At 33.5% G+C, this 22,738-nt stretch carries 18 protein-coding genes; 9 read left to right on the top strand and 9 right to left on the bottom strand.

Going from position 1 to position 22,738, the window contains the following annotated elements:
* Window positions 1-63: 63 nt before the first annotated feature.
* The gene (rpmF, locus tag QZ659_RS04665; protein ID WP_291722594.1) at window positions 64-276 is read right to left on the bottom strand and encodes a 50S ribosomal protein L32; all 213 of its coding nucleotides are present in this window, start codon (window positions 274-276) and stop codon (window positions 64-66) included.
* 198 nt (window positions 277-474) lie between these two features.
* Window positions 475-1,080, bottom strand: coding sequence for a YceD family protein (locus QZ659_RS04660; protein ID WP_291722591.1), 606 nt, complete (start codon window positions 1,078-1,080; stop codon window positions 475-477).
* 181 nt (window positions 1,081-1,261) lie between these two features.
* Between QZ659_RS04660 and QZ659_RS04655 the strand changes: the two genes are divergently transcribed.
* Window positions 1,262-2,686, top strand: a complete 1,425-nt coding sequence (locus tag QZ659_RS04655) for a metallophosphoesterase (RefSeq protein ID WP_291722588.1) — start codon at window positions 1,262-1,264, stop codon at window positions 2,684-2,686.
* A gap of 42 nt (window positions 2,687-2,728) precedes the next feature.
* Here the strand turns inward: QZ659_RS04655 and QZ659_RS04650 are convergent, their stop codons facing one another.
* The 3 genes from QZ659_RS04650 to QZ659_RS04640 are packed head-to-tail and all read right to left on the bottom strand — an operon-like array spanning window position 2,729 to window position 5,154.
* A complete protein-coding gene (locus tag QZ659_RS04650) occupies window positions 2,729-3,247 on the bottom strand; it encodes a thiol-disulfide oxidoreductase DCC family protein (RefSeq protein WP_291722584.1) in 519 nt (172 codons plus the stop codon).
* Between the two features lie 11 nt (window positions 3,248-3,258).
* Window positions 3,259-4,197: a phosphatase gene (locus QZ659_RS04645; protein WP_291722582.1), complete on the bottom strand. Its 939-nt coding sequence runs from the start codon at window positions 4,195-4,197 to the stop codon at window positions 3,259-3,261.
* Between the two features lie 54 nt (window positions 4,198-4,251).
* Window positions 4,252-5,154 (bottom strand): mechanosensitive ion channel family protein, encoded by a 903-nt coding sequence (locus QZ659_RS04640; protein ID WP_291722580.1) that lies wholly within the window; start codon window positions 5,152-5,154, stop codon window positions 4,252-4,254.
* Between the two features lie 111 nt (window positions 5,155-5,265).
* On the opposite strand from QZ659_RS04640, the gene cobC reads away from it, so the two are divergent.
* On the top strand, window positions 5,266-5,886 hold the full coding sequence (gene cobC / locus QZ659_RS04635; RefSeq protein WP_291722576.1) for an alpha-ribazole phosphatase family protein: 621 nt from the start codon (window positions 5,266-5,268) through the stop codon (window positions 5,884-5,886).
* A gap of 45 nt (window positions 5,887-5,931) precedes the next feature.
* Here the strand turns inward: cobC and QZ659_RS04630 are convergent, their stop codons facing one another.
* The gene (locus QZ659_RS04630; protein ID WP_291722574.1) at window positions 5,932-6,270 is read right to left on the bottom strand and encodes a hypothetical protein; all 339 of its coding nucleotides are present in this window, start codon (window positions 6,268-6,270) and stop codon (window positions 5,932-5,934) included.
* Window positions 6,271-6,645: 375 nt separating this feature from the next.
* Here QZ659_RS04630 and QZ659_RS04625 point away from each other — a divergent pair, with 375 nt between their 5' ends.
* From QZ659_RS04625 to QZ659_RS04610, 4 genes are all read left to right on the top strand, one after another.
* Window positions 6,646-7,494 carry a hypothetical protein gene (locus QZ659_RS04625; protein WP_291722570.1) on the top strand — a complete coding sequence of 283 codons (849 nt, stop codon included), beginning with the start codon at window positions 6,646-6,648 and terminating at the stop codon, window positions 7,492-7,494.
* 295 nt (window positions 7,495-7,789) lie between these two features.
* Window positions 7,790-10,501, top strand: coding sequence for a DUF5686 and carboxypeptidase regulatory-like domain-containing protein (locus QZ659_RS04620; protein ID WP_291722567.1), 2,712 nt, complete (start codon window positions 7,790-7,792; stop codon window positions 10,499-10,501).
* Between the two features lie 501 nt (window positions 10,502-11,002).
* Window positions 11,003-13,165: a hypothetical protein gene (locus tag QZ659_RS04615; RefSeq protein ID WP_291722564.1), complete on the top strand. Its 2,163-nt coding sequence runs from the start codon at window positions 11,003-11,005 to the stop codon at window positions 13,163-13,165.
* 19 nt (window positions 13,166-13,184) lie between these two features.
* On the top strand, window positions 13,185-14,207 hold the full coding sequence (locus QZ659_RS04610) for a hypothetical protein (protein WP_291722561.1): 1,023 nt from the start codon (window positions 13,185-13,187) through the stop codon (window positions 14,205-14,207).
* Window positions 14,208-14,353: 146 nt separating this feature from the next.
* Here the strand turns inward: QZ659_RS04610 and QZ659_RS04605 are convergent, their stop codons facing one another.
* From QZ659_RS04605 to QZ659_RS04595, 3 genes are all read right to left on the bottom strand, one after another.
* Entirely contained in the window at window positions 14,354-15,886 is a 1,533-nt protein-coding gene (locus tag QZ659_RS04605) for a GH3 auxin-responsive promoter family protein (protein ID WP_291722558.1), read from the bottom strand.
* Between the two features lie 215 nt (window positions 15,887-16,101).
* Window positions 16,102-17,328, bottom strand: coding sequence for an NAD(P)/FAD-dependent oxidoreductase (locus QZ659_RS04600; RefSeq protein WP_291722555.1), 1,227 nt, complete (start codon window positions 17,326-17,328; stop codon window positions 16,102-16,104).
* Between the two features lie 60 nt (window positions 17,329-17,388).
* Entirely contained in the window at window positions 17,389-17,661 is a 273-nt protein-coding gene (locus QZ659_RS04595; protein ID WP_291722551.1) for a hypothetical protein, read from the bottom strand.
* A gap of 133 nt (window positions 17,662-17,794) precedes the next feature.
* Between QZ659_RS04595 and QZ659_RS04590 the strand changes: the two genes are divergently transcribed.
* The 3 genes from QZ659_RS04590 to QZ659_RS04580 all read left to right on the top strand — a co-directional run bounded on the left by QZ659_RS04590 (window position 17,795) and on the right by QZ659_RS04580 (window position 22,667).
* On the top strand, window positions 17,795-19,330 hold the full coding sequence (locus tag QZ659_RS04590; RefSeq protein WP_291722548.1) for an AAA family ATPase: 1,536 nt from the start codon (window positions 17,795-17,797) through the stop codon (window positions 19,328-19,330).
* Window positions 19,331-19,426: 96 nt separating this feature from the next.
* The gene (locus QZ659_RS04585) at window positions 19,427-21,658 is read left to right on the top strand and encodes a 7TM diverse intracellular signaling domain-containing protein (RefSeq protein WP_291722545.1); all 2,232 of its coding nucleotides are present in this window, start codon (window positions 19,427-19,429) and stop codon (window positions 21,656-21,658) included.
* A 106-nt stretch (window positions 21,659-21,764) separates the two neighbouring features.
* Window positions 21,765-22,667, top strand: coding sequence for a histone deacetylase (locus tag QZ659_RS04580; protein ID WP_291722534.1), 903 nt, complete (start codon window positions 21,765-21,767; stop codon window positions 22,665-22,667).
* Window positions 22,668-22,738 lie beyond the last annotated feature (71 nt).

Here is a 22,738-nt window from a genome sequence, read left to right as displayed (position 1 = left end):
AAATCTCTTCTTTATCGCTTGGATAAAAAAGAGATTTTTATTCATTTTTCAGAAAAATAAAGATTAGTCTTCATCTTCTTCAATAACTTCTTCTTTTTCAAATTCTGCAATCATTTTACCTTTGAAAAAAAGATTGCCTTCGTGATAGTAAGCACGGTGCATCAAATGTGCCTCGCCAGTGTTCTGACAAGTAAGGATTGTTTTTTCTTCACATTTGTGGTGTGTACGACGCTTATCACGGCGTGATTTAGAGATTCTACTTTTAGGATGTGCCATAAGATTTTTACTAAATTTTTAAAGAAAGATTGCAAAGATGCTTATTTTTTGCGTAAAAACAGAATTTAGCCTACAATTTTTTAAGTATTCTGCCAAAAACAGTTTTTACTTTACTCTTCTAGTTCTTTCTAATTTAAAGTTCAACAATATTTTTAAAGACCTGTTTCTATATTCTAAATTTTTCTTTTAAAAAACGCTCTAGTTCTGATTGTTTTTCAAATTTTTCAAAATATTCCAACGTGGGTCTGTTTTTTCCTCTTCAGAAGATGTTTTTTTAGTATCATCTTTCTCTTTATCAGAGGAATAGATAAAATTGATTTTTGCCTTCTTGTTTGGATTCTCTTCGTCTAAGTTGCCGAAGTCTTCGCTTTCTGCATAGTCTTCATCCTCAAAACGAGGGTGTAACCTTTTCATAGGAATATCCAAGACCAAAAACTCATGTAAAAGTTCACCTACATTTATGCTCGGTGTTTTACGAGTTATCAAGATAATCTCTTCGGTAAGCTCTTTTTCTTCTTCGCTATACTTGTAGAGAATAGTCTCTTCTACATCTACTTCATAATCAAATTCGTCTAAAGAACGGTCGCAGACAAGTTCTACAACTCCATTGACAATAAAAGTAGCACGAATAAGTTGTTCGTTTTTGTCAAGAATGACTTCTGCTTTACAATTTCCTTTTTCAATAAATCCATTCTGATTATTTTTAAAATAATCAAAAAAATCATTGTCTAAGTCAAAAGTAAAAGAATGCGAACCCAGTTTGAGTGCAATAATATCAATTTCGAAAGTGCGTAAGTCTTTCACTTGCTTTTAACTTTTTGGTTAAGACCACAAAGGTAGCGTTTTTTACTGAAAAAAAGGAGTGTTTCTATAGAAAAAAGAATAAAATTGTTTCAAAATTAAATTTGTGAAGTTCAGTTTATTTTTGGATTTTACAAATAATTACTCTCATTTATGTATATACTAAACTAACCACAACTTACCTATGATAAAATACGTTTGTGTTTCTGACCTACATTTTGGGGCAGCTACTAGCCTTATGACTTACCTTCATCCAGAAAGTCTGAAAATTGACCCACAAAAATCTAGTGCTGCACTTATAGAATGGGTAAAATGTTTGAAGGAAATTCTTTCTAAAACCAATTCTAAAGATAGCCCAAAGCCTACACTTATTTTGAATGGAGACATTATGGAGCTTGCTCTTTCTAACACGAATGAAACAGCCATGTCATTTGACCAATTTATTAGATTGATTTTTCCACCTAATGAAAGTCAAGAAAACTGGATGTTTGACCCTCACATGGTTTTCTTACCTGGTAACCACGACCACCACCTATGGGAAAAGGCTAGAGAAACACAATACACAGAACATATAAAAACACTGCCCGTTGATCAGCGTTTGCCTATTCCTTGGCACGTAACCAATATGTATAAATCGCCTCCTTCTATTCCTTGTGAATTTATGAATGGAGTAATACACAGGCATGCACATCTTAGAGAAGCCAATGTGCGTGTATCGACGATGTATCCAAACTATATGGTAACCAATGAAAACAAGACAAAAGGTATTGTATTTTCTCATGGACATTATATAGAATCTTTATATATGCTGATGAGCGAACTCAAAACAATGATTTTTCCAAATCGTCTTTTACCTCAAAATATATGGGATATTGAAGCCGAAAATTTTGCTTGGATAGACTTTTTTTGGTCGACGATGGGACGTTCGGGAGAAGTAGGTAAAGATGTAGAAATTATCTACAACAAGATGCAAGACAAAGAGGCTTTGTTGGGGCTTACCAACAATATGGCTGAAAGCATTGCAGAGCGTATGCAGAAAAATGCCGTAAAAGAAATGATTACAGAACATTCCTTAAAATGGATTTTGGGCGAAGCAGCACAAAAGGTTGCTAACTCCGAACGTGGGTTTTCTACTGATGTATTAGATGAAAAGACTAAAAAAGGACTTAAAGAGTTTGTAGAAAAACCTTTATTGCTGCAAATGAGAGGGGAAATAGGGCAAGTACCTTCTGATTTGAGTTTTATTTTTGGACATACACATAAGCCTTTTGAAAAGATGATGGTTTTTGATGGTTTTCCTCAAGCTGTAAAAGTATATAACGATGGAGGTTGGGTCGTGGATACCATGCAAGAACAAATATATCACGGAGGAGCAATCATTTTAGTAGATGATAATTTGGACTGTGTTTCGGTACGAATGTACAATGAAGGAACATACAAAGTTTCAACAACTGAAGCTAAATATGATAGCGATAGTCATTCAGAATTTTTCAACATGCTCTCAGAGCTGATAGATTGTAGCAAAGAGCCTTATGCAAGTCTTTGTAAGACGTTCAATGAAGAGGTAAGACTTCGCTACAAATATTTAGACAAAATGGTAAAAGGATAGATTTAAACAAGCTCTTAAACAAAGATTGGGCAGTGAGAAGAATTACTTCTTTCTTCCCAATCTTATCGCAAGAGTTCCTCCTATAACTGCTCCTAAACCAGCCCATACCCACACAGAAGGGCATATTTTTTTAGGATTTTCTCCTAAAAAGAAATGAGAAACATCATGCAAAAACGGACGATTATCGGCTACTTTTTCATACAACCACTCTGTAAGTTCTGCAAAAGTAGGGTTTTGATTGTACCAACTCATAGGCAAATGAGTTGCACCTCCAAGCTCTAAACTTTTAAAAGCTGCCGAAGCACCCGAATAAACAATACCTTCTGGAGTAATAAGACGAACAGCTTTTTTAAACAATTTTTCATCCAAATCTGGAAAATCCTTTGCAACTTCTTGATACGGACGTAAATCTATATGTTTGTTGTCTGTAATCATTTCCCATTTGGTAATCCAATATTTACAAAAGCCACATTCTCCATCCCAAACTAAAAGTGTTTTTTTGGGAGGAGATGATGTTTTGATTAAACTTTGAAATTCAGAATGTTTTGAAACAGTATTCATTTTACAAAAATTTAGTTTTGGGCTATATTATTTTTATCAAAAAGATGTTGAATTATACCTTCTCTTAACCCTACTTTGGGAATTATTATCTCTTTTATTCCTGCTGCCTTCATCACTTTTAGATAAATTTCTGTAGCAGGAACAATTACATCAGCCCTATCGTCATTCAATCCGAAATCACTAATTCTCTCTTGGTAGTTTCGTTTGCTTAACTCTTTATACAAACGTTCTATCTCTCTAAAACTTAATATTTTATTTTTCGATTGTTTAGACAAATCGTAGAGTTTATTGATATTCCCACCTGTTCCGACAGCATTTACAGGACTAGAAAGAGGCTTTATTGCCTTTTGCACCCAGTCTTTTAAAATTTGATTTTCTCTTTCTATATATTCTTTTGTTACATTTTTTGTATCATCGGCAATCGAACGCACCGAACCCATATTGAAGGAACGAGCATCTATTTTTTGAAGATTATGATAAATATTTACTTCCGTACTTCCTCCCCCCACATCAATATGAACAAAATTGTTTGTCGAAACATAATTTAAAATAGATTTATTGATAAGTTCGGCTTCCATATCTCCACTGATAATATCAATAGAAATTCCTACTTCTCTTTTTACTCTTTCTACAATATAATTGCCATTCTTAGATTCCCTCATTGCAGAAGTAGCACAAGCCATATAATCATTGACTTCAAAAACTTCCATAACATTCTTGAAAGCATGCATCACTTCAATAAATTTTGCCTCATTTTTAGGGCTAATCTTATGCGAAAGACTAAAAACATCTGTACCCAAGCGCAACGGAAAGCGTACTTGTTCTATTCTTTTAAAACTAGGATAACTGTCTTTTTCAGAAAAACGGACTCTACTAATATGCAGACGGAGTGCATTTGAGCCAATATCGATGGCAGCCAAACGCAAATCTTGATTGGATTTATTTATCATAACTCAAAGAAAACAGATTTTGAAGATTTTTACTAATTATTTTTGATAATTAGATTAATTGTTTTCTGTGAACTTGATAGCATCGCTTTCTTTCTTGAGAATAATAGGAATAGGTTCTGGCTTATACATCTTGATTTCTTGAATATTGGCAGGCAAACCAAATTTATTTTCAAGAAGATAGTTTTTAACCGTTCGCATGATTTCTGTCTTTGTTTCAAGTGCTGAAACTTTATAGTCTAAAGTATTTACCCAAAACATCACTTTCAGATTTACTGTACTTGCTGCAAACTCATCTATCAAAACAATCGTTTTTTCATTCTTCAAAACTTCTTTGTTTGTATTCACAATTTCTGTAATTCCTTTTATAGCTTTTTGTATATCATCGTCGTAATCTATGCCTATAACAAAATCTAGGCGCAAAAACCCATCTTGTGTATGGTTATATACCTCATTTGTAATAACCAAAATATTAGGAATATATACATCTCTTCCGTCGAAGGTTTTCATTTGTGTGGTTCTGAAATTTAGTGAGACAATCTTCCCCATATTTCCCTCTACCGTAACGGTGTCTCCCAAGTTGAAAGGACGGTCAAAGACTAAAATTACTCCAGCTAAAAAATTTTCTCCAATCTCTTTAAAGGCAAAACCTAAAATAACTGCACCTGCGCCTGCACCTGCTAAAAGCCCTCCAGCCACTCCAGTAAGTCCCATTGTGTGCAAGCCTAAAATAATGCCTGCCAAGATGAGGAAAAACTTTACTAATTTGACTACATAATCTACCACTAATTTATTTTGTGCATTCTGCATCATTTTCTTTCGGAAGAGCTTGGTCAGTCCGATAGCAATGAGAATAAAAACAGTAGTAATAATAAGTGAAATAGCAATGCGTGGAATACTTTCAATGAGTATTTCCCAATAAGATAAGAGTTTTTCTTGTAGAGTTTCTGCTATATTCATAGTAAAAGTATAAGATTAAAAAATATGAGACATTCCGAATGCCTGCTGTGTAAACAACTCTTTCTTTTTTTTGTTCCAAAATAGTGTTTTTAACTTCTCATACATAAAAAAATGGAAATTTACCTCATCCGACACACCATACCAAAAATAGAAAAAGGAGTTTGTTATGGCTTTTCAGACCTAGAATTAGCTGATTCTTACAATGAAGAATTACAAACTTTGTCAGAGAAGATGCTTCAACTCTTACACAAAAAAAAATCAAAAAATAAAGAACAAAAGGAGCTTCTCATCTATACAAGTCCACTTCAACGTTGTTCTATTTTGGCAAAAGACTTGAAAACAGCACTAAAAGATTATTTTCATTCCATTATAAAAACAGATAAAAATCTAAAGGAAATGAATTTTGGAGACTGGGAGCTACAAAAGTGGAGCGATATAAAAGAAAAGGAACTTAAAAAATGGACAGACAACTTTGTAACTGCTTTTACGCCTAACGGAGAGAGTTTTGAAAATCTACACGAGCGAGTAACTCATTTTTGGCAGACAAATATAAAGTCAGAAAAAGGCAAAATAGCTTTTATTATCTGTCATGGAGGAGTTATTCGTTCTATCTTGTGCCATGCTTTAGAAATTCCTCTGTATAAAGCCTTTTCTATTTCTATTGATTATGGAAGTATTTGTAAACTAAAAGTTTTTGAAACACACACGCAAGTAGAATTTACCAATAGATAAAATAAAAAAGTCCATACGATAATAATGTTGTATGGACTTTTTTGATTAAATATCTTTTTTTTCAGCTAGTGCTTCTCGTACTGTGTAAGTAGCAATCATAAATTCCTCTCCTTTGTGCTGTCTAATTTGTCCAATTATTTTTTCCTGCAAAGCAGCATTACTTTTTAGCTCATCATATAGATTATCTTCATTAGAGATGAGCGAGCCAGAAAGGGCAATTTTCACTTCTGGATGTATGGCTTCACATACATAATGAAAGCTGCTATACCCTGATTTGTAATTTACATCACAAGGTTTCATTGGTTTTCTTGTGATGGGACAAATATTTCCTCTCAAGAACTCATCTAATCGTTCTGCAAATAGTTTTGAATTATAATATCCCATAATTTTATAGTTTTTCAATGATTTTCTTGACGTTGTATTTGCTAATAAAGATACAATTTTTACACCACAATCCAAAACCTTAATTAAACAAAAATATTTTACTGTGAGCTTTTAAAGCACTACAGTTTACGTTTTGAAGACAAAACATAAACAAAAATAATATCTTGTTGAAATTTAACAAACTTTGTGTGTTTATCTCTTCCTAGTAGAAGTGTCAGATGCTAGTTCTGTCGTCTTACTTTTATTAGATTCCTTATAAGAAACGTTAAATAGAAGTTCTAAACTTTCATTTTTTTTATTGTTATGTGCAACCCTTTACCAAGATAGCTGTCTTTGTTTATAAATTAGAACTATATCACATAAATAAATACCCTAATGAAATCACTTATCACTCCCATTGTATTTTCAATCCTTTTCTTATTTCCTGTACTAAGTTTTGCTCAAGACGTTGAGATTGAAATAGAAGAATCAAGTAAAGAAAAAAACAAGGACGAAAAACGTCGAAAAAAACGTTCAAGAGTTATTGTTATTGAACAAGATGAGCTAGACGACATCAAAGAAGAAATCAGAATTGACCTCAAAGAATTAAAAAGAGAACTCAAAAGTGCTTTCAAGGAAATTGAAGGCGTGGACTGGGAAGAAGTAAACGAAGAAATTGAAATCGCTATGGAAGAAGCTAAACAAGGACTTGCAGAAGCTAATAGAGAATTAGCTAATATCAGAATCGAAATTGATGAAGATTTTGAAATGGAGATTGAAGAAGAACTAGAAGAAATCAGAGAAGAATTTGAAGGTATGGAAATAAATGGAGGCTCTCCACGTATTCGTATCATGACACAAAATAGCCGTCCATACAAAAGAAATATAGAGCGCAACTTTTCTGACCTTACTGTAGATTCTAATACAGAACTTTCTGATAAAATGAAGAAAGGCACAACCACAACATTTGATGAAACTGTACAAAACTCCGTAAAAGTAACTCCCAAAACAAAGGAAGGAAAGTTTACTCTTAGCTTTGCTCTTTCAGCAGCTAAAGCTGACAAAAAAACTACCTATATTGAAGTATATGACTCTAATGATAATGTAATTTACTTTGAATCTTTAGTAGATTTTTCTGGTGCATATCAAGGCGAAATTGATTTGGCAGTAAATGGAGCAGACAATTATACACTTGTGGTAAGACAAGGAACAAAATATATGAGTAGAAAAATTAGCCTCAAATAAGTAATCTAACTGGACTTACGTAACATGCTGCTCTGTTTGAGCAGGTTTGTAAAATTTGAAACTGTGTCCTGTGACACATAGGACACTAATCTACGTAACTCCAGTAATCTAAATATTCTCACAAAAAGAGTTTAGAAAATGAAGTCTAAACTCTTTTTTTATTTCCTAATTTTCCTTAAAAATCAAAAACAATACGCAACGCTTGTAACTTCTTTGTAGTCTAAAGGACAAATTAACAAAAAGCAGAATTTTAAAAACTATATTTCTGTCTCATAAACTCAACAAACTACCAACAATGCGTTCTTTACTAACTTTATTACTGTTTTTTATCTCTTCTTTTTTTTCCCTCAATGCTGATGCAGCTCGCCTTTTTGGTAGAGTAACTTCCTCCGATGGAGAAGCTATGCCTTTTCTGACCGTCTATGAAGAAGGTACAACGTATGGCACAACCACCAACGCCGAAGGAAATTATTTTTTAGAATTAGCAGAAGGAACACACCAAATTGTATTTCGTTATGTAGGTTTTCAATCCCAAACACATACCGTAATTATAAAAAATGGAAAAAATGTAGAACTAGATATTGTGATGAAATCTTCGACGATAGGTTTGAAAGAAGTAGTCGTTACGCCAGACGGAGAAGACCCAGCGTATGCTGTCATTCGTGCTGCTCAAAAGAAAAGAGAATTTTACAGAACGCAAAACAAAGCCTTTTCTTGCAATGTCTATATTAAGAATGTACAGAAATTAGATGAGTTTAAAGTTCCAAAACTCTTATCAAATGATGAGGTAGAAGAATTTCGTAAGGAATGGGAGAAAAACAAAATTGTCTATTTTTCTGAATCTGTATCAAAATATTATTTTCTTGCTCCAAACAAACGCAAAGAAGTTGTTATTTCATCGAAAGTAAGTGGCGATAGTCGTGGTTTTTCTTGGAATAGTGCCTTGTATTTGAGTTTTGATATTTATGAAAACACGATTGATGCTCCTGTGGGCGACCGTTCATTTATTTCTCCAATTGCAGCAGGTGCAATGATGTATTATGAATATCAGCACGAAGGCGAATTTGAAGACAAGGGAGTAAATGTACATAAGATTCGTATTTTTCCTCGCTCAAAAGGGCAGCCTTTGTTTAGTGGACTTATCTATATTCAAGACAGCACTTGGCGAGTACATAGCACCGATTTAGAAGTTTCAAAAGATGTTGGACTAGAATTTATAGACAAACTAAATATCAAACAAACTTTCGTTCCCGTTACTCCTAACAAAGATATTTGGCTTTGCAGTACAAGAGCTTTTTCTTTCAGCTACTCTGTGTCAATGATGGGGGCAAAAGTAGCAGGACATGGAAACTATACAGGTAGTTTTTCAAATTATGATGTAACACCAAACTTCACAGCATCACAGCTAAAAGCCGATACACAGGGGCAAAAATTACCTACTCAATCTTTTTCTAAAAAGGAAAAAAAGAAACCTACACAAGAAAATAAAGAAAGTGACGATAAAGACGAGAAGAACGAAGATATAGCAGAAAATATCGTAGAAACAAAACAAAATTCATTGTCAGAAGAAAAAAATGAATTAGAAAAGCTGGTTTTGGAGCGTAATTTTTTTGATAAAAATATTTCTGTTATTTCAGATAGTTCGAATCTAAAAGATGCAGAATATTGGGAGAGTATTCGCCCTGTGCCTCTGACAAGCGAAGAGAGTGGACATTATACTAAAAGCGACAGCGTAGAGAAAGCCCACAACGACCCTGTCTATTTGGATTCAATGGACAGAAAAGCCAATAAATTTAAAGCTACCGATTTGATTTTGGGCTATACGTATAGAAACAGAAAAAAAGAACTTACTTTCAACTTTGGCTCACTACTTGAAAACTTGCAAGCCAATACAGTAGAAGGATTTGTCATAAATCCATCCGTAAATATTACCAAGTTTAGGGAACGTAATTTTAGTACAACACGATTCGGAATAGATGGGCGTTATGGATTTAGCAGTAATAAGGTTTATGCAAAAGCTAATTTTTTCCATCGTTTTAATCAGATGAGTAGCACATATATTCGTGCAGAAGGAGGTTCTTTTGTAGAACAATTTGATAAAAATGCCATTACGCCTTTTGCTAACGAAATCTATACGTTTTTTAGAGAAGAGAATTATATGAAACTCTATGAAAAACGTTTTGCCATGCTCACTGCTGGAACTCGTATTTTTGATGGAGCATTTTTTCATATTCAAGGAAGTTTTGAACAGCGTGTTCCTCTCCAAAATACCAACCCAACCCTAAAACCTCTCATCGATAGGGACAATATTACTTTTTCACCTAATATTCCCCTTGATTTTAATGCAAATGAAATATTTTTTGAACAACACAACGCCTTTATTTTGAAAGCACAGTTGCGTTATCGCATTGGAGAAAAATATATGTTGCGCCCAAAACAGCGTATTACTTTAGGTAGCAAATATCCTACTTTTACGCTAACGTATCAGCAAGGTATTCCTTCAATTTTTGATAGCCAAACAGACTTTGGACAGCTTACTTTGAATGTAAAAGATAATCTAAATTTGGGAATCGTTGGAACATTAGACTATGAAGCAGAAGCAGGCACGTTTCTTTGGAACGATTATACTTCTTTTGTTGATAATTTTCACTTTCAAACTTCGCCCATACTTTTTGCACAAAACCGTTTGCGTCAGTTTTTGCTCTTGCCTTATTACCAATATAGCACAACAGATAATTTCATAGAGGCACACGCAGAGCATCATTTCAATGGTTATATTATGAATCGTATTCCACTCATAAAAAAGTTAGGATGGCAGTTTGTGGCTGGAGCGCATTATCTTCATACACCAAATACACCCAACTACACAGAAGTAAGTATAGGTTTTGAGCGTGTCTTCAAAATATTGAGGGTAGATGCTGTTTGGGCTGTAAATCCAAGTTTACAGAATGAAATCAGAACAGGATTAGGCAAAAACTTTGGAGTGCGCTTGAGGTTTGGTATTTAATCCTTATGACGACAAAATAATATTTCATGGCACTTTTTTAAAAGTAAAAATTGGTTTCAAATTTGAAATTCATTTGAGTTAGAAAAGTTTACTTACAGTTTATTACAACTCATTTTTTTACTTTTTATTTGTCAATAACTATGAAGTCTTTTAATATTTTCGCCTTCGTATTTTTACTATTATTACTTCTGTGCTTCCTTAGCCTCAATTCTTGTATGGATTTTGACAAGCCAACACAAGATTCTATATCTGAAACTCTACCTACATCAAATAGATAAATAGTATAACATGCTCATCAGTAGAGTATGTCATAATGAAAAAGTTTTAGCTATTTTGAAAAACAAAACAAAGAAGATAATTTAAAGAAAGGTTATCTTCTTTGTTTTGTATAAGCATATTTTTAGACTTCACTTCACGTTTGCCATATAAGTAGAACAATCTTTTCGTATCTTTGAAAGATATTTTTTCAATAATTTTTATTTTCTGCTTTAGATATTTCGCATGGATACGCATTCGTCTTCTACTATTTGCTTTCTCATTACTGAAGAATATTGTAGTGCTGCTTTCTATAATTCTCAAAACTTACTTTCTATTCCTTATGAAGCAAAGGAACGTGTAGAACTTTTTTTTGAAATTGATACTCAAATAAAACCTATTTCAAAGAAATATTATGAGAGTTTGCCTCCTTCTGTCAATGCTTTAAGGCATCCTGCGTATGGAATGGAAAAAGAAAAGACCTTTGACTGGCTTGGAGCTTCGCACCCTTACGAAAAGTTATTTGACAGTATTATTGAAAATATAAAATTAGAATTTGAACGTCTGTCTCCCAATTTTCAAGGAGTAATTCCTATTCTATGCGTTTTTTCGCCTGCTTTTTCTCAAAAAATAATAGATAAGTTTACAGCTTATTTTATAAAGAAAGGATTTCATCCACTTGCTCCACTATCTTATTTAGATGCTATCATAGATGGAAAAAATCTTAGATTACAAGCCTCTAAATCTCCTCTTACTTTTATAGAAAGCTTTGGAGAAAGAATTATGCTCACTCGCACAGAAGACAGCACATTTATCCAAAACAAACTACAAGATGTCTCTGATTGGGATTTTGAAAGAGAATTAGTAAAGTTTGTTCTTCAACGAGCGATGAGACAAGTCCCGACAGGTGTAGATTTGGATGAGCAAGTTGCGCTACATTCACACAGAGCAGAAGAATGGCTCAATCAGATTAGAGAGGAAAAACAAAGCTTTATTACTGTACGGCTTTCCAACGGAACAAGTGCAACAGCAACCATAAACTCTCAAGAAGTAGAACTCTTACGTATTCAGAGCCGAGAACTTTCGGAAAGAGTGGTAGAACATGCGCCCAATGATTCAGAAATCTATCTTATTGGAGACTTGATTTTACAGTCAGAATTAAAAGCACTGCTTACACATAAAGGCTATATAGTACATACTCTTACTGATGAAGAAGCCACACGCTTTGCTTTGAGGGGAATGAAGAGTTACTTAGACAAACAAGAAAAAGATGAGCCTATGGTGGTAGAAGAAACGCTCATAAAAGAAGCCATTCCAGAGTTTTTGGTCTATCAATATTATTTACCAAAAAAAATATGGACATTACACATTAATTCTCAAGACTGGAATCAAGAAACAGTAGATAAAGTTATCAAACAAAATGGCTTAGAGGTCTTGCCTGCTTTAGATATTTTGCTACAACATGCACAAGAACTTGCTAAAGATGGACTACTTTCTACCGACCAAATGAAAAATTTGCGTCTTAAGGCAAGAGAACTTGACATTAGCGAGGCTGAACTAGAACAGCGTTTACAAACTGTAGGCATACGAGTTTTGCCTCTTCGTGAACTTTTAGAAACTAATGTAGATAGGCGCAAAGTAGGGCGTTTTTTTCCTAGTGAATACTATCCACAACTTTTGGCAGTAGCAGAACAGAACGGTTTTTCTGAAAAAGAACTCAATATTTTTTTCCGTCAGAGAAATTTAAAATTACAAACAAGAGAGGAAATTCTAGACTTTGAGCTTCAAGACCGACTAAAAGGAAAAATGCTCTCTCAAGAACAGTTTCAAGAAATTTTGGAAGTAGGCGATAAACTCCATTACTCAAAATCAGATATAGAAATTCTCTTAGACAAACGTAAAATAAAAATCAGTAAACCTAAAGGAATAGGAGCTTTTTTGGTAGCAGGGATTATATTTGCTGTTTTGGCTGTCGGAATTATTTTAATGACACAAATTCCTAACTCTCCTATTTCATTTCCTAGCATGAGTTCGAAGACAAAGCAAGAAGATTTTAGTAGTGATAAAATAGAAAATGTAGAACAGCTCATTGGAAAGTATGCAGGAACAGTATATCATACAGAACTTCAACGAGTAAAAAACAGTAGAATAGAAATTTTAGCTGTTAGGGAAGAAAATGGAGAATATATTTTTACGTATTCTATTCCTCAAGACCGTTTCACGACGTGGAAAGGCAAGATAAATTTAGAAGAAAAAATTATTGATTTTATGCCTCCTGAAAATGCTCGCCACCGAGTAACTAAATATAGATTTTATAGGAAAAGTTATAAAGAAGCTGATGGAACAATCCGAAGAAGCGACATCGTACTTGAAAACTTGAAAGATAGTACACAGGTTTTTGTGAAATAAACTATTACTAAAATAACTCATGACTAATTCAAAAAATATAATATCTTTCTTGATTCTAATTAGCTGTTTGTTAGCTTCTTGCCAACCTAAGAATAATTCAGATAGTACAATAGAGAAAACAAATGATACCATTACTTTTCAAGATGTTGAGAGAGAATATGAAAAGTCTATTACAAGAGTAGCAGCAGACACTAAAAAAATAAAGGAAAAAAGTCTCATCATTGATACTACAGGTAATATCTGTGAAAAATACAGGAAGTTACATTATCCTTCTCAAGAAGTCATTTCAAAATATTTAGATAATATTCTTGAATCAAATCAGCTAAGTGAGAATAATAAAGCTTTCATTGAGGAGCTAAAGAAAATCAATATCTCAGAGCTAACTATTGAGCAACCGATATTTCCAATATTTCGTCTTGATAAATCTCATATTGGAGTAGTTGCAAATATAGTCTTTAGCGATAGAGACCACGAGAAGCCTTTTACAGATATTTCATTAGAAGGACAGTTAGTAAACGGCTTAGATACAGATTATATTCCAGACGAAAACCAAAAAATTATATTTTATCCTACCATTTTAGATTCTATTTATGAAGGCAAAGGTACACCTACTATTCATTATTACACTACAAAAGGACACAAATCAGCCAAGATAACAAACTTTGGTGTTGGCATAGACCAATGTGAACCATATTATTTCTATCCTTTTGATGCAAAGCCTAATCTAGCAGATAGTGTTTTGCTTGGAAGTAAACTCAAAATAGACTTGGTATATGAAAGAAATTTGCAAATAGACAGTCTGCTTAGAAACAGTCTTTCTCCTAAAGAGTGTTACTACGATTGCCCTAGTAGCTCACACTTATCAAAAACGTTTGCACGCCTAAAAGGAACAACAAATGTATATTTCATTTATGCAGACACTTTTCCAATAAATGATAAACTAGATACACCATCAAGAGGCATAATTTTTATAAATCAAAATGGGGATTTCGTTTATCTATGGAAAGATAGTATGGACTTATTTGGTTGTGCTTGTTTGTAAAAGACACTATCAAAAAATGGCTCTCGCTCGGCTCAAGCCGAGTGAGCAATATGTATTCGGCTTCCAGCTGTGTATTGGTTTTTTAGACAACTATTGTCAGAGTTATTTTGGATTAATAAAACAACTACTGACAAAGTTTTTGTTTTTTACCTCTCCATCATCTCCAAAATAGCATCTACATATTCTCTGTCATTAGAAAGACGTGGAACTTTGTGCTGCCCTCCTAGCTTTCCTCTGGATTCTAGCCATTTATAAAATGTGTTAGGCTCTGCAAAATGCACTTTTGGCATTACGAGTGCAATATTTGCCTCACGCTTGGCATCGTAGTCTGAATTTATTTCTCTTAATTTCTTATCTAATGTTTCTACAAACAGTGTTTCATTTTCTGGCTGTTTGTCAAATTCTATAATCCATTCGTGTCCCCCTTGTTTATGGCTTCCATTTTCTTCGCCTTTGATATACACAGGAGCAGCCGTATAGTCTTTGAGTTTTGCATTTGTTTTTTTACAGGCTTCTGCCAGCGCAATATCAGCATTTTCTACTACGACTTCTTCTCCAAAAGCATTGATAAAATGTTTGGTTCTGCCAGCAATTCGGATTCTGAAAGGACTAAGCGAAGTAAATTTAATAACATCTCCAATATTGTAACGCCAAAGTCCAGAATTGGTAGAGATAATCATTGCATATTTTTCTCCTAACTTTACATCTTGAAGGTTTACCGTTTTTGGATTTTCTTTGTCCCACTCATCCATCGGAATAAACTCATAATAAATTCCGTAATCTAAAAGAAGCAATAAATCTTCGCTATTTTTTTGGTCTTGCAGCGCAAAAAATCCTTCAGAAGCATTATACACTTCCATGTAGTTCATTTGGTCAGAAGGAATAAGCTCTTTGAAAAGCTGACGATACGGCGTAAATGAAACTGCTCCATGAAAAAAACATTCTAGGTTAGGCCAAACCTCCAAAATTGAGTTTTTGCCTGTAACTTCTAATATTTTTTTGATGATAAAAAGTGTCCACGTCGGAACGCCTTGAATGCTTGTAACATTTTCTTTTGAACTAGCTCTTGCCATTGCCTCTGTTTTTTCCTCCCAGTTTTCCATCAGTGCAATATCCAAACTTGGTGTTCGGAGATATTCAGCCCACGCTGGCAAATGATTCATAATCAAAGCCGAAACATCACCACAATTTTTCTCGCCTGTAATTGGATTGGGCTGCATACTTCCACCTACTCCAAGTCCTTTTCCAGAGAAAAAACCTGTATCTGGATAATTATTAGCATAAACAGCAATCAAATCTTTGCCTGCTGCGTAATGGTTTTTGTCTAGTCCTTCTTCCGAAACAGGAATGTATTTACTTCGTGCATTAGTTGTTCCAGAAGATTTTGAAAAGCCGATAATAGGCTTGTTCCAAAGTAGATTTTGTTCTCCCTTCAAACTTCTTTCTATATAAGGATAAAATTCTTCGTAACTAGAAATAGGAATTCTGTCAGCAAACTGTCCTTGTGTTTTGATAGAAAGATAATTGTGTTCTTTTCCCCAAACTGTGTTTTTTCCTTCTTCGATAAGATATTTGAAAACCTTTTCTTGAACTTGAAAAGGATTTTTCTTAAAATTTTCTATACTATCCAAACGAGTAGAGAATATTTTTGTACCAATCCAATTAACAATGTTTTTCATGATATTATGTAATTTGAGTAAAAATAGAACAAGTTAAAAAAATGTGAATTTAATAGATAGTTTGATAATGGCTAATAGACCGTTAAAAATTATTTTGCCTTCTTCCTTATCATAGAGAAATTTTTACATCTGTGCTGATTTAATTACCATATAACTTAGTATTTGTTTGAGTTCTAAGAGAAATAAAAATTATCCGTTTTACATTATTCATTATTTCAAATGTTTTGCGAAACAATCCAAGCCGTCGTCCAAGCAGCTTGAAAGTTGAAACCTCCAGTAATAGCATCAATATCCAAGACTTCGCCAGTAAAATACAAATTAGGCAAAATTTTGCTTTCCATTGTCTTGAAATCTACTTCTGACAAAGAAATCCCTCCACAAGTTACAAATTCATCTTTATAGGTGCTTTTTCCCACCACTTGAAACTCGCCTTGTGTTAGCTCATTTGAAAGGCTTTCTAGTTCTTTATTAGATAGTGAAGCCCAATTGGTAGTGAGGTCTATGTTGGAAGCTTCAACCAATTTTTTCCACAGACGGTTCGGAATTTCGAAAGGCGATAGCGTTCCAATTTGCTTTTTGCGCCATTCTTCTCTGTGAAACTTTAAAGTTTTGAGGGCATTTTTCGGTTTTTCATCTATCCAATTTACACCCATCTGAAAATTGTAGTTTTTATCTGCCAGTTCTCTTGCCCCCCACGCAGAAAGACGTAAGACAGCAGGCGCAGAAAGTCCCCAATGCGTAACTAAAACAGCTCCATTTTCATCAGAGAGTTTTGTATCTTTTGCCCAAACCGTCCCATTATTTACCGAAACGCCAGCCATATCTTTCAAACGGCTATCATTTTTTATCGTCATCGTAAAAAGCGAAGGAACAGGATTTGAAATCGAATGTCCTAAAGTGGTTAGCATTTTCCATGATTTAGGCTGACTTCCTGTTGCCATCACAATCGCATCGGCTTCCAAATTAGGTTTATTTTTTATTTGAACTTGCCATTTATTATGATTTTCTTCTATTGGAGGAATTAGTTTTTCAACTGGAAAACCTGTTTTTATCTGAATGTTCAGTTTTTTAGCTTCTCTGAGAAAACAATCTATAATCGTTTGGGAATCATCTGAAACAGGAAACATACGTCCATCAGCTTCTGTTTTTGTTTTTACGCCTCGCTTTTTAAGCCACATTATCATATCTTTTGGCTGAAACTGATAAAATGCACCTAAAAGCTCTTTTTCTCCTCGTGGATAATTTTTGGTCAGTTTTTCTGGCTCAAAACAAGAATGTGTAACGTTACAGCGTCCACCACCCGAAATCTTTACTTTTTTGAGTAGCGTATTTGTTTGTTCTAATATCGTTACGTGATAATTTGGATTTTTTTCTTTGATATTGATAGCTGCAAAAAAACCTCCTGCACCTCCTCCAATAATGATTACTTTTTTATTTTGCATTTTTAATATAAAAATCGTCGGTGGAGACACCAACAATGGCACTTCTCCCTAGTTTATTTATCATTTACAAGTTACATTCAACAATTCGTCTATTGGCTCATCACCTAAAGGTTCAGCTTGTCTTCTAAACTCTTGATATGAAATAGGCTTATAATTTTGTTCTTCCAAAATCTGCTCAAAACTCACATTTTCTCTTATTGGGCGTACTCCTTCCATAAATTTAGGAGCAGAGTAAGATTTGAGTTGAGCATTAACTTTGTTTAAAAAATCAAAATCTCTCAGCATCATAATCATCTTGATAGTATCATATTTTAATTCCTCTAGTTTTTTCATAATCTTGTTATTTATTTTCCATAATTAAAGCAAATTTACAAATACTTTCTCAAAACCTTATTCTATAATAAAAAGTTAGGCAGTTTTAAAATTATTCAGACCCTTAGGGTCTAGGCTCTGAAAAACTCATCAAATGCAACGCAAAGAACGAATCAAAAACTTACTTTCTGCTCTCAATAAAAATCTTTACGAACGCCAAGAACCCATACAGCTTGCTCTTCTGACAGCCGTAGCAGGTGAAAGTCTTTTTATGCTTGGCGCACCGGGGGTTGCAAAAAGTTTAATTGCACGAAAACTTAAATTTGCCTTTACAGCAGGACAATCCTTTGAGTATTTGATGAATCGTTTTAGTACGCCAGACGAAGTTTTTGGTCCTGTTTCTATCAAAAAACTCAAAGATGAAGATAAATATGAACGCCTCACAGAAAAATATTTACCTGGAGCGACAGTCGTTTTCTTAGATGAAATTTGGAAAGCAAGTCCATCTATTCAGAATGCACTTCTTACGGTTTTGAATGAAAAAATTTACAGAAATGGCGAAGAAGATGTAAAAGTAGAACTCAAAGGCTTGATTGCAGCCTCAAACGAACTTCCACCCAAAAATGAAGGTTTGGAAGCTCTTTGGGATAGATTTTTGGTGCGTTATATGATTTCTGAAATAAAAGAAAGTGGAAACTTTTTGAAAATGCTTACTTCTTCAGAAGATGTTTATGAGGATACTGTTTCGGAGGAACTTAAAATCACAGCAGAAGAAAATGCTACGTGGAGCAAAGAAATTGATAAAGTAGAGCTACCCAATGAAGTTTTAAATACGATTCAACTTGTCAAAAAACAGCTTGACGAGACAGATAGCCAAATTGGAAATATCTATTATATTTCAGACCGAAGGTGGAAAAAAATTATACGCCTTCTCAAAACTTGTGCTTTCTTAAATGGAAGAAAAAAAGTCAATCTGATGGATTGTTTTCTCATTACACATTGTGTTTGGAATCAGCCAGAACAGTTGGATAAAGTTCGTCATTTAGTTTCGGAAGTGATACGCAAACATGGTTATTCTATTTCTCTGAACCTATCTGGACTTAGAGAAGAAATAAAAGAACTGGAAAGCGAAATTGAGAAAGAAACAAAAGTAAAGCACGTTACGACACGAGAAGAACTCTACCCAGTAGAGCAAGAGTTTTATCAAGTTTTGAACTTAGAGGCTTCAATGGATGGAAAGTATATCAAACGTGCAGATTTTGATAGGCTTACAAAAGACGAAAGTACGATTAATGTTTATGATGATAATTTTAAACTAACTTATAAAGTAAAAGCTAAAAAACCAGCGCAACAGCACGAAATTCATCTGTATCATAATGCACAGCTTTTACCTCTTCGCCTTCGCACACACAAGGTAGAAAAAGACGAAATTATTTATAGAAAAGCGCATCATCTGATAGAAAAATATTGGAATGAAAAACTAGAGGAGCTTTTAGCTTACGTTAATGAAAACTTAGAAAAACTGGACACTGAAAAGCCAGAAGAATGGTATGAGCTAGACCAAAACTTGTTTGTAGATGCTCGTCTTGCGCCCATCGTGAAGGCAAACCTTAATGATTCTATAAATCAGCTAAATGATATTCAACTTAAACTAGAAAAACTCAAATATTATTATAAGAATTTAGGCTAAACGAAATAGTCCAAATATTATTTTGATATAAACTATTTTTTTAGGAAATTTAAGAAGATAACATTCCCCAGTTATTTTTCCCTTTATTGCTAAAACATGTCTAAAAAAATAGTTCTTTTTCTAATTTTTATGGGTTGTTTTTTTATGACAATCCCTAAAATAAATGCTCAATCTGTATTAGATTTAGCTATTACAACTACTACTGACCTCACTCAAAATAGACTTTTTTATGAAGACCAAACAGGAAATCTTACTTTTGAGGAAATACAAAAAGAAACATTTGCTTCAAAGTTTGAGTCTTCTACAAAAGAACCTCTCAACTATGGCTTTACAGGCTCTGCTATTTGGCTAAAAATCAAAATTAAAAATACCAATCTTCAAAAAAATGATTACTTGGCTTTAATGGATTTTGCTGTACTTGATGAAGTAGATTTTTATTTTGTTTCGCCCCAAGAAACGGTCGTTTATAAAACAGGAGATATAACACCTTTCACAGAAAGAATGGTAGATTATCGTAAATATATATTTCCACTCTCTTTCCAAGATACAAGCCTGCATACGCTCTATATAAGAGCAGCTAATAAGGCTACTCTACAATTACCTTTTAAGATTATTACGACATCAGAATTCCAAAAAAAAATAACAGCAGAAGAACTAGGCTTTGGTATTTTTTATGGTATTTTGTTAATAATGATAGCCTATAACTTTTTTATCTTTGTTTCCCTAAAAGACTTCAACTACGTTTACTATATCATCAGTATTAGTGGTTCATTATTATTATTTTTCTCATTAGCAGGTCACCAAAGTCAGTATCTACTTCCTAACTCTCCTCTTTTTGCTAATCAGCTTGTACCCTGTGGTTCTGCATTTATTATGATGGGCATATCACTCTTTACTGCTTATTTTAATGAAGTAAGAAAGCACCATCTTATTTTGTATTACTTACTTTGGTTTGCTTTTTTTGTAGGAATAGCGACACTACTAGCTAGTCTGTTGTTACCTAATTTATATGGTAGAGTAATTTTTTTCACTAACCTATTTGGACTCTTCTTATCAATTATTGTATTGACTTCAAGTATTTATTGCTTTAAAAAAGGACACAAGGCATCACGTTTTTTTATTGTAGCATTTTCGTTTTACATTGTTGGTATTGTGGTTCTGATTCTCAAAAATTTAGGTGTTATTCCTTCAAACTTCCTAACGAGTAATGCAGGTGAAATAGGTGCTAGTTTGGAGGTTTTATTTCTTTCTTTTGCTCTTAGTGATAGATACAACATCTACAAAACACAAAAAGAAGCTACACAAAAAACGTTTCTTGAAATGGAAAAAAATGCAAAAGAAACACTAGAAAAGAAAGTAACAGAAAGAACCAAAGAACTCCAACAAGCCAATAACGAACTTGCCACATTGAATCAAGAAATACATCAAAAGAGTGAAGAAATTAAAGCACAAAGGGATGCCTTATCAAATACAACAACAGATTTAGAGAAAACTGTTAAAGAATTAGACAAGCAAAAAACAGACATTCTCTCTAGTATAAATTATGCAAAAACCATCCAAAGAGCAATGTTACCTTTTCAAGAAAGGATTTCTCATGCTTTAGATGCATTTTTTGTTTTTTACAAACCTCGTGATATTGTAAGTGGGGACTTTTATTTCTTTGAGGAGAAAAAAACACATATAATTTTTGGTGCATTTGATTGTACAGGACATGGCGTTCCGGGGGCATTTATGTCTATGATAGCTCATCAAATATTGAGCGATATTGTCAATGTAAAAAAAATATATTCTCCAGACTTAATTTTAGAAGAGTTACACAACAAAGTTTATTCGTCCTTACAACAGGAACAAACCCAAAACCGTGATGGAATGGATGGAGCAATTGTATCTATTAAAAAAAATAAAACAGAGAAGGGTAAAGCAAAATTTGAAACACTAGAATATGCAGGAGCTATGAACCCTTTTTACTATGTTCAAACTCCACTAGATGCAAGTGTAACAACTGAACTTGTTTGTACATCTATAAAAGCAACCAAAAATACAATAGGAGGAAAAACAAAGCAAAACGAAATACGAAAATTTGAAAAACATACTATACAATTGGAAGGATATAAAACTAACTTTTGGCTTTGTACAGACGGTTTTCAAGACCAATTTGGAGGAGAAAAAAATAAAAAATTTATGGTAAAAAATTTCAGAGAGTTACTCTTTTCTATGCACGATAAGGACGTTAAAGAACAATACAAAATTATTCGAAACACTTTTATAAACTGGAAAGGATTCAATAAACAAGTAGATGATGTGTTAGTGATAGGAGCAGAAATTTAAAAACAAAAATACAATGTCTTAGTTTTGTTTAGATTCTATGAGAAGAGAGAGCTTACTAAGCTACATAATTTTCCATTGTTAATTTTTAACTGTTCATTTTCGAAGAATGCTCAAAATTGCCTTTGCTCCCATTTATGCTCATCCTTTGCCAGCAAATCATCGCTTTCCAATGCAAAAATATGAGCTTTTGCCAGAGCAACTTATCTACGAAGGAACAGCAAAAGAAGAAAATTTTTTTACACCAATACCTCTTTCTGAAGATAAAATTTTAAGAGCGCACACATCTGAATACTGGAAAAAACTAAAAAATCTTTCCCTTACAAGAAAAGAAGAACGAAGAACAGGCTTTCCTCTTTCTGCCGAGCTAATAGAAAGAGAAATTACGATTGCTGGAGGAACAATTCAAAACACAGAATTTGCCTTAAAATATGGTGTTAGTATGAATATAGCTGGAGGGACACACCATGCTTTTACAGAACATGGCGAAGGATTTTGTTTGCTCAATGATATTGCTCTAGGTGCATATCATTTGATAGATGAACATAATTTTGATAAAATTTTGGTCGTAGATTTGGATGTACATCAAGGCAACGGAACGGCAGAGATTTTTGAAAATAACGAGAGAGTTTTTACATTCAGTATGCACGGAGAAAAAAATTATCCCTACAAAAAAGAAAATTCAGATTTAGATATTGAATTAGAAGATGGAACAGATGATAAAACCTATCTCAAAATTCTGAAAGAAACCCTACCTAAACTTATTGAAGAACAAAAACCTCAATTTATATTCTTTCAATCAGGTGTAGATGTTTTAGAGACTGATAAGTTAGGACGTTTAGGAATGACTTTACAAGGCTGCCGAGAGCGAGATTTATTTGTTTTTACAGAATGCAAGGAAAATAATATTCCTGTTTCGGTTAGTATGGGAGGTGGCTATTCGCCTAAAATTGCTGATATTGTAGAAGCACACGCCAATACGTATCGTTTGGCACAGAATATTTATTTTTAAAGTTGATGAGATTGTAACAAAGTATGATAGATTATATTGGTCGTTGGTGGAGACACCAACAAAGGCTTATT

The sequence above is a fragment of the Bernardetia sp. genome (assembly GCF_020630935.1).
Classification (GTDB): Bacteria; Bacteroidota; Bacteroidia; order Cytophagales; family Bernardetiaceae; genus Bernardetia.
Note: the sequence above shows the minus strand (reverse complement) of the source record. Positions and strands in the feature narration are given on the sequence as shown.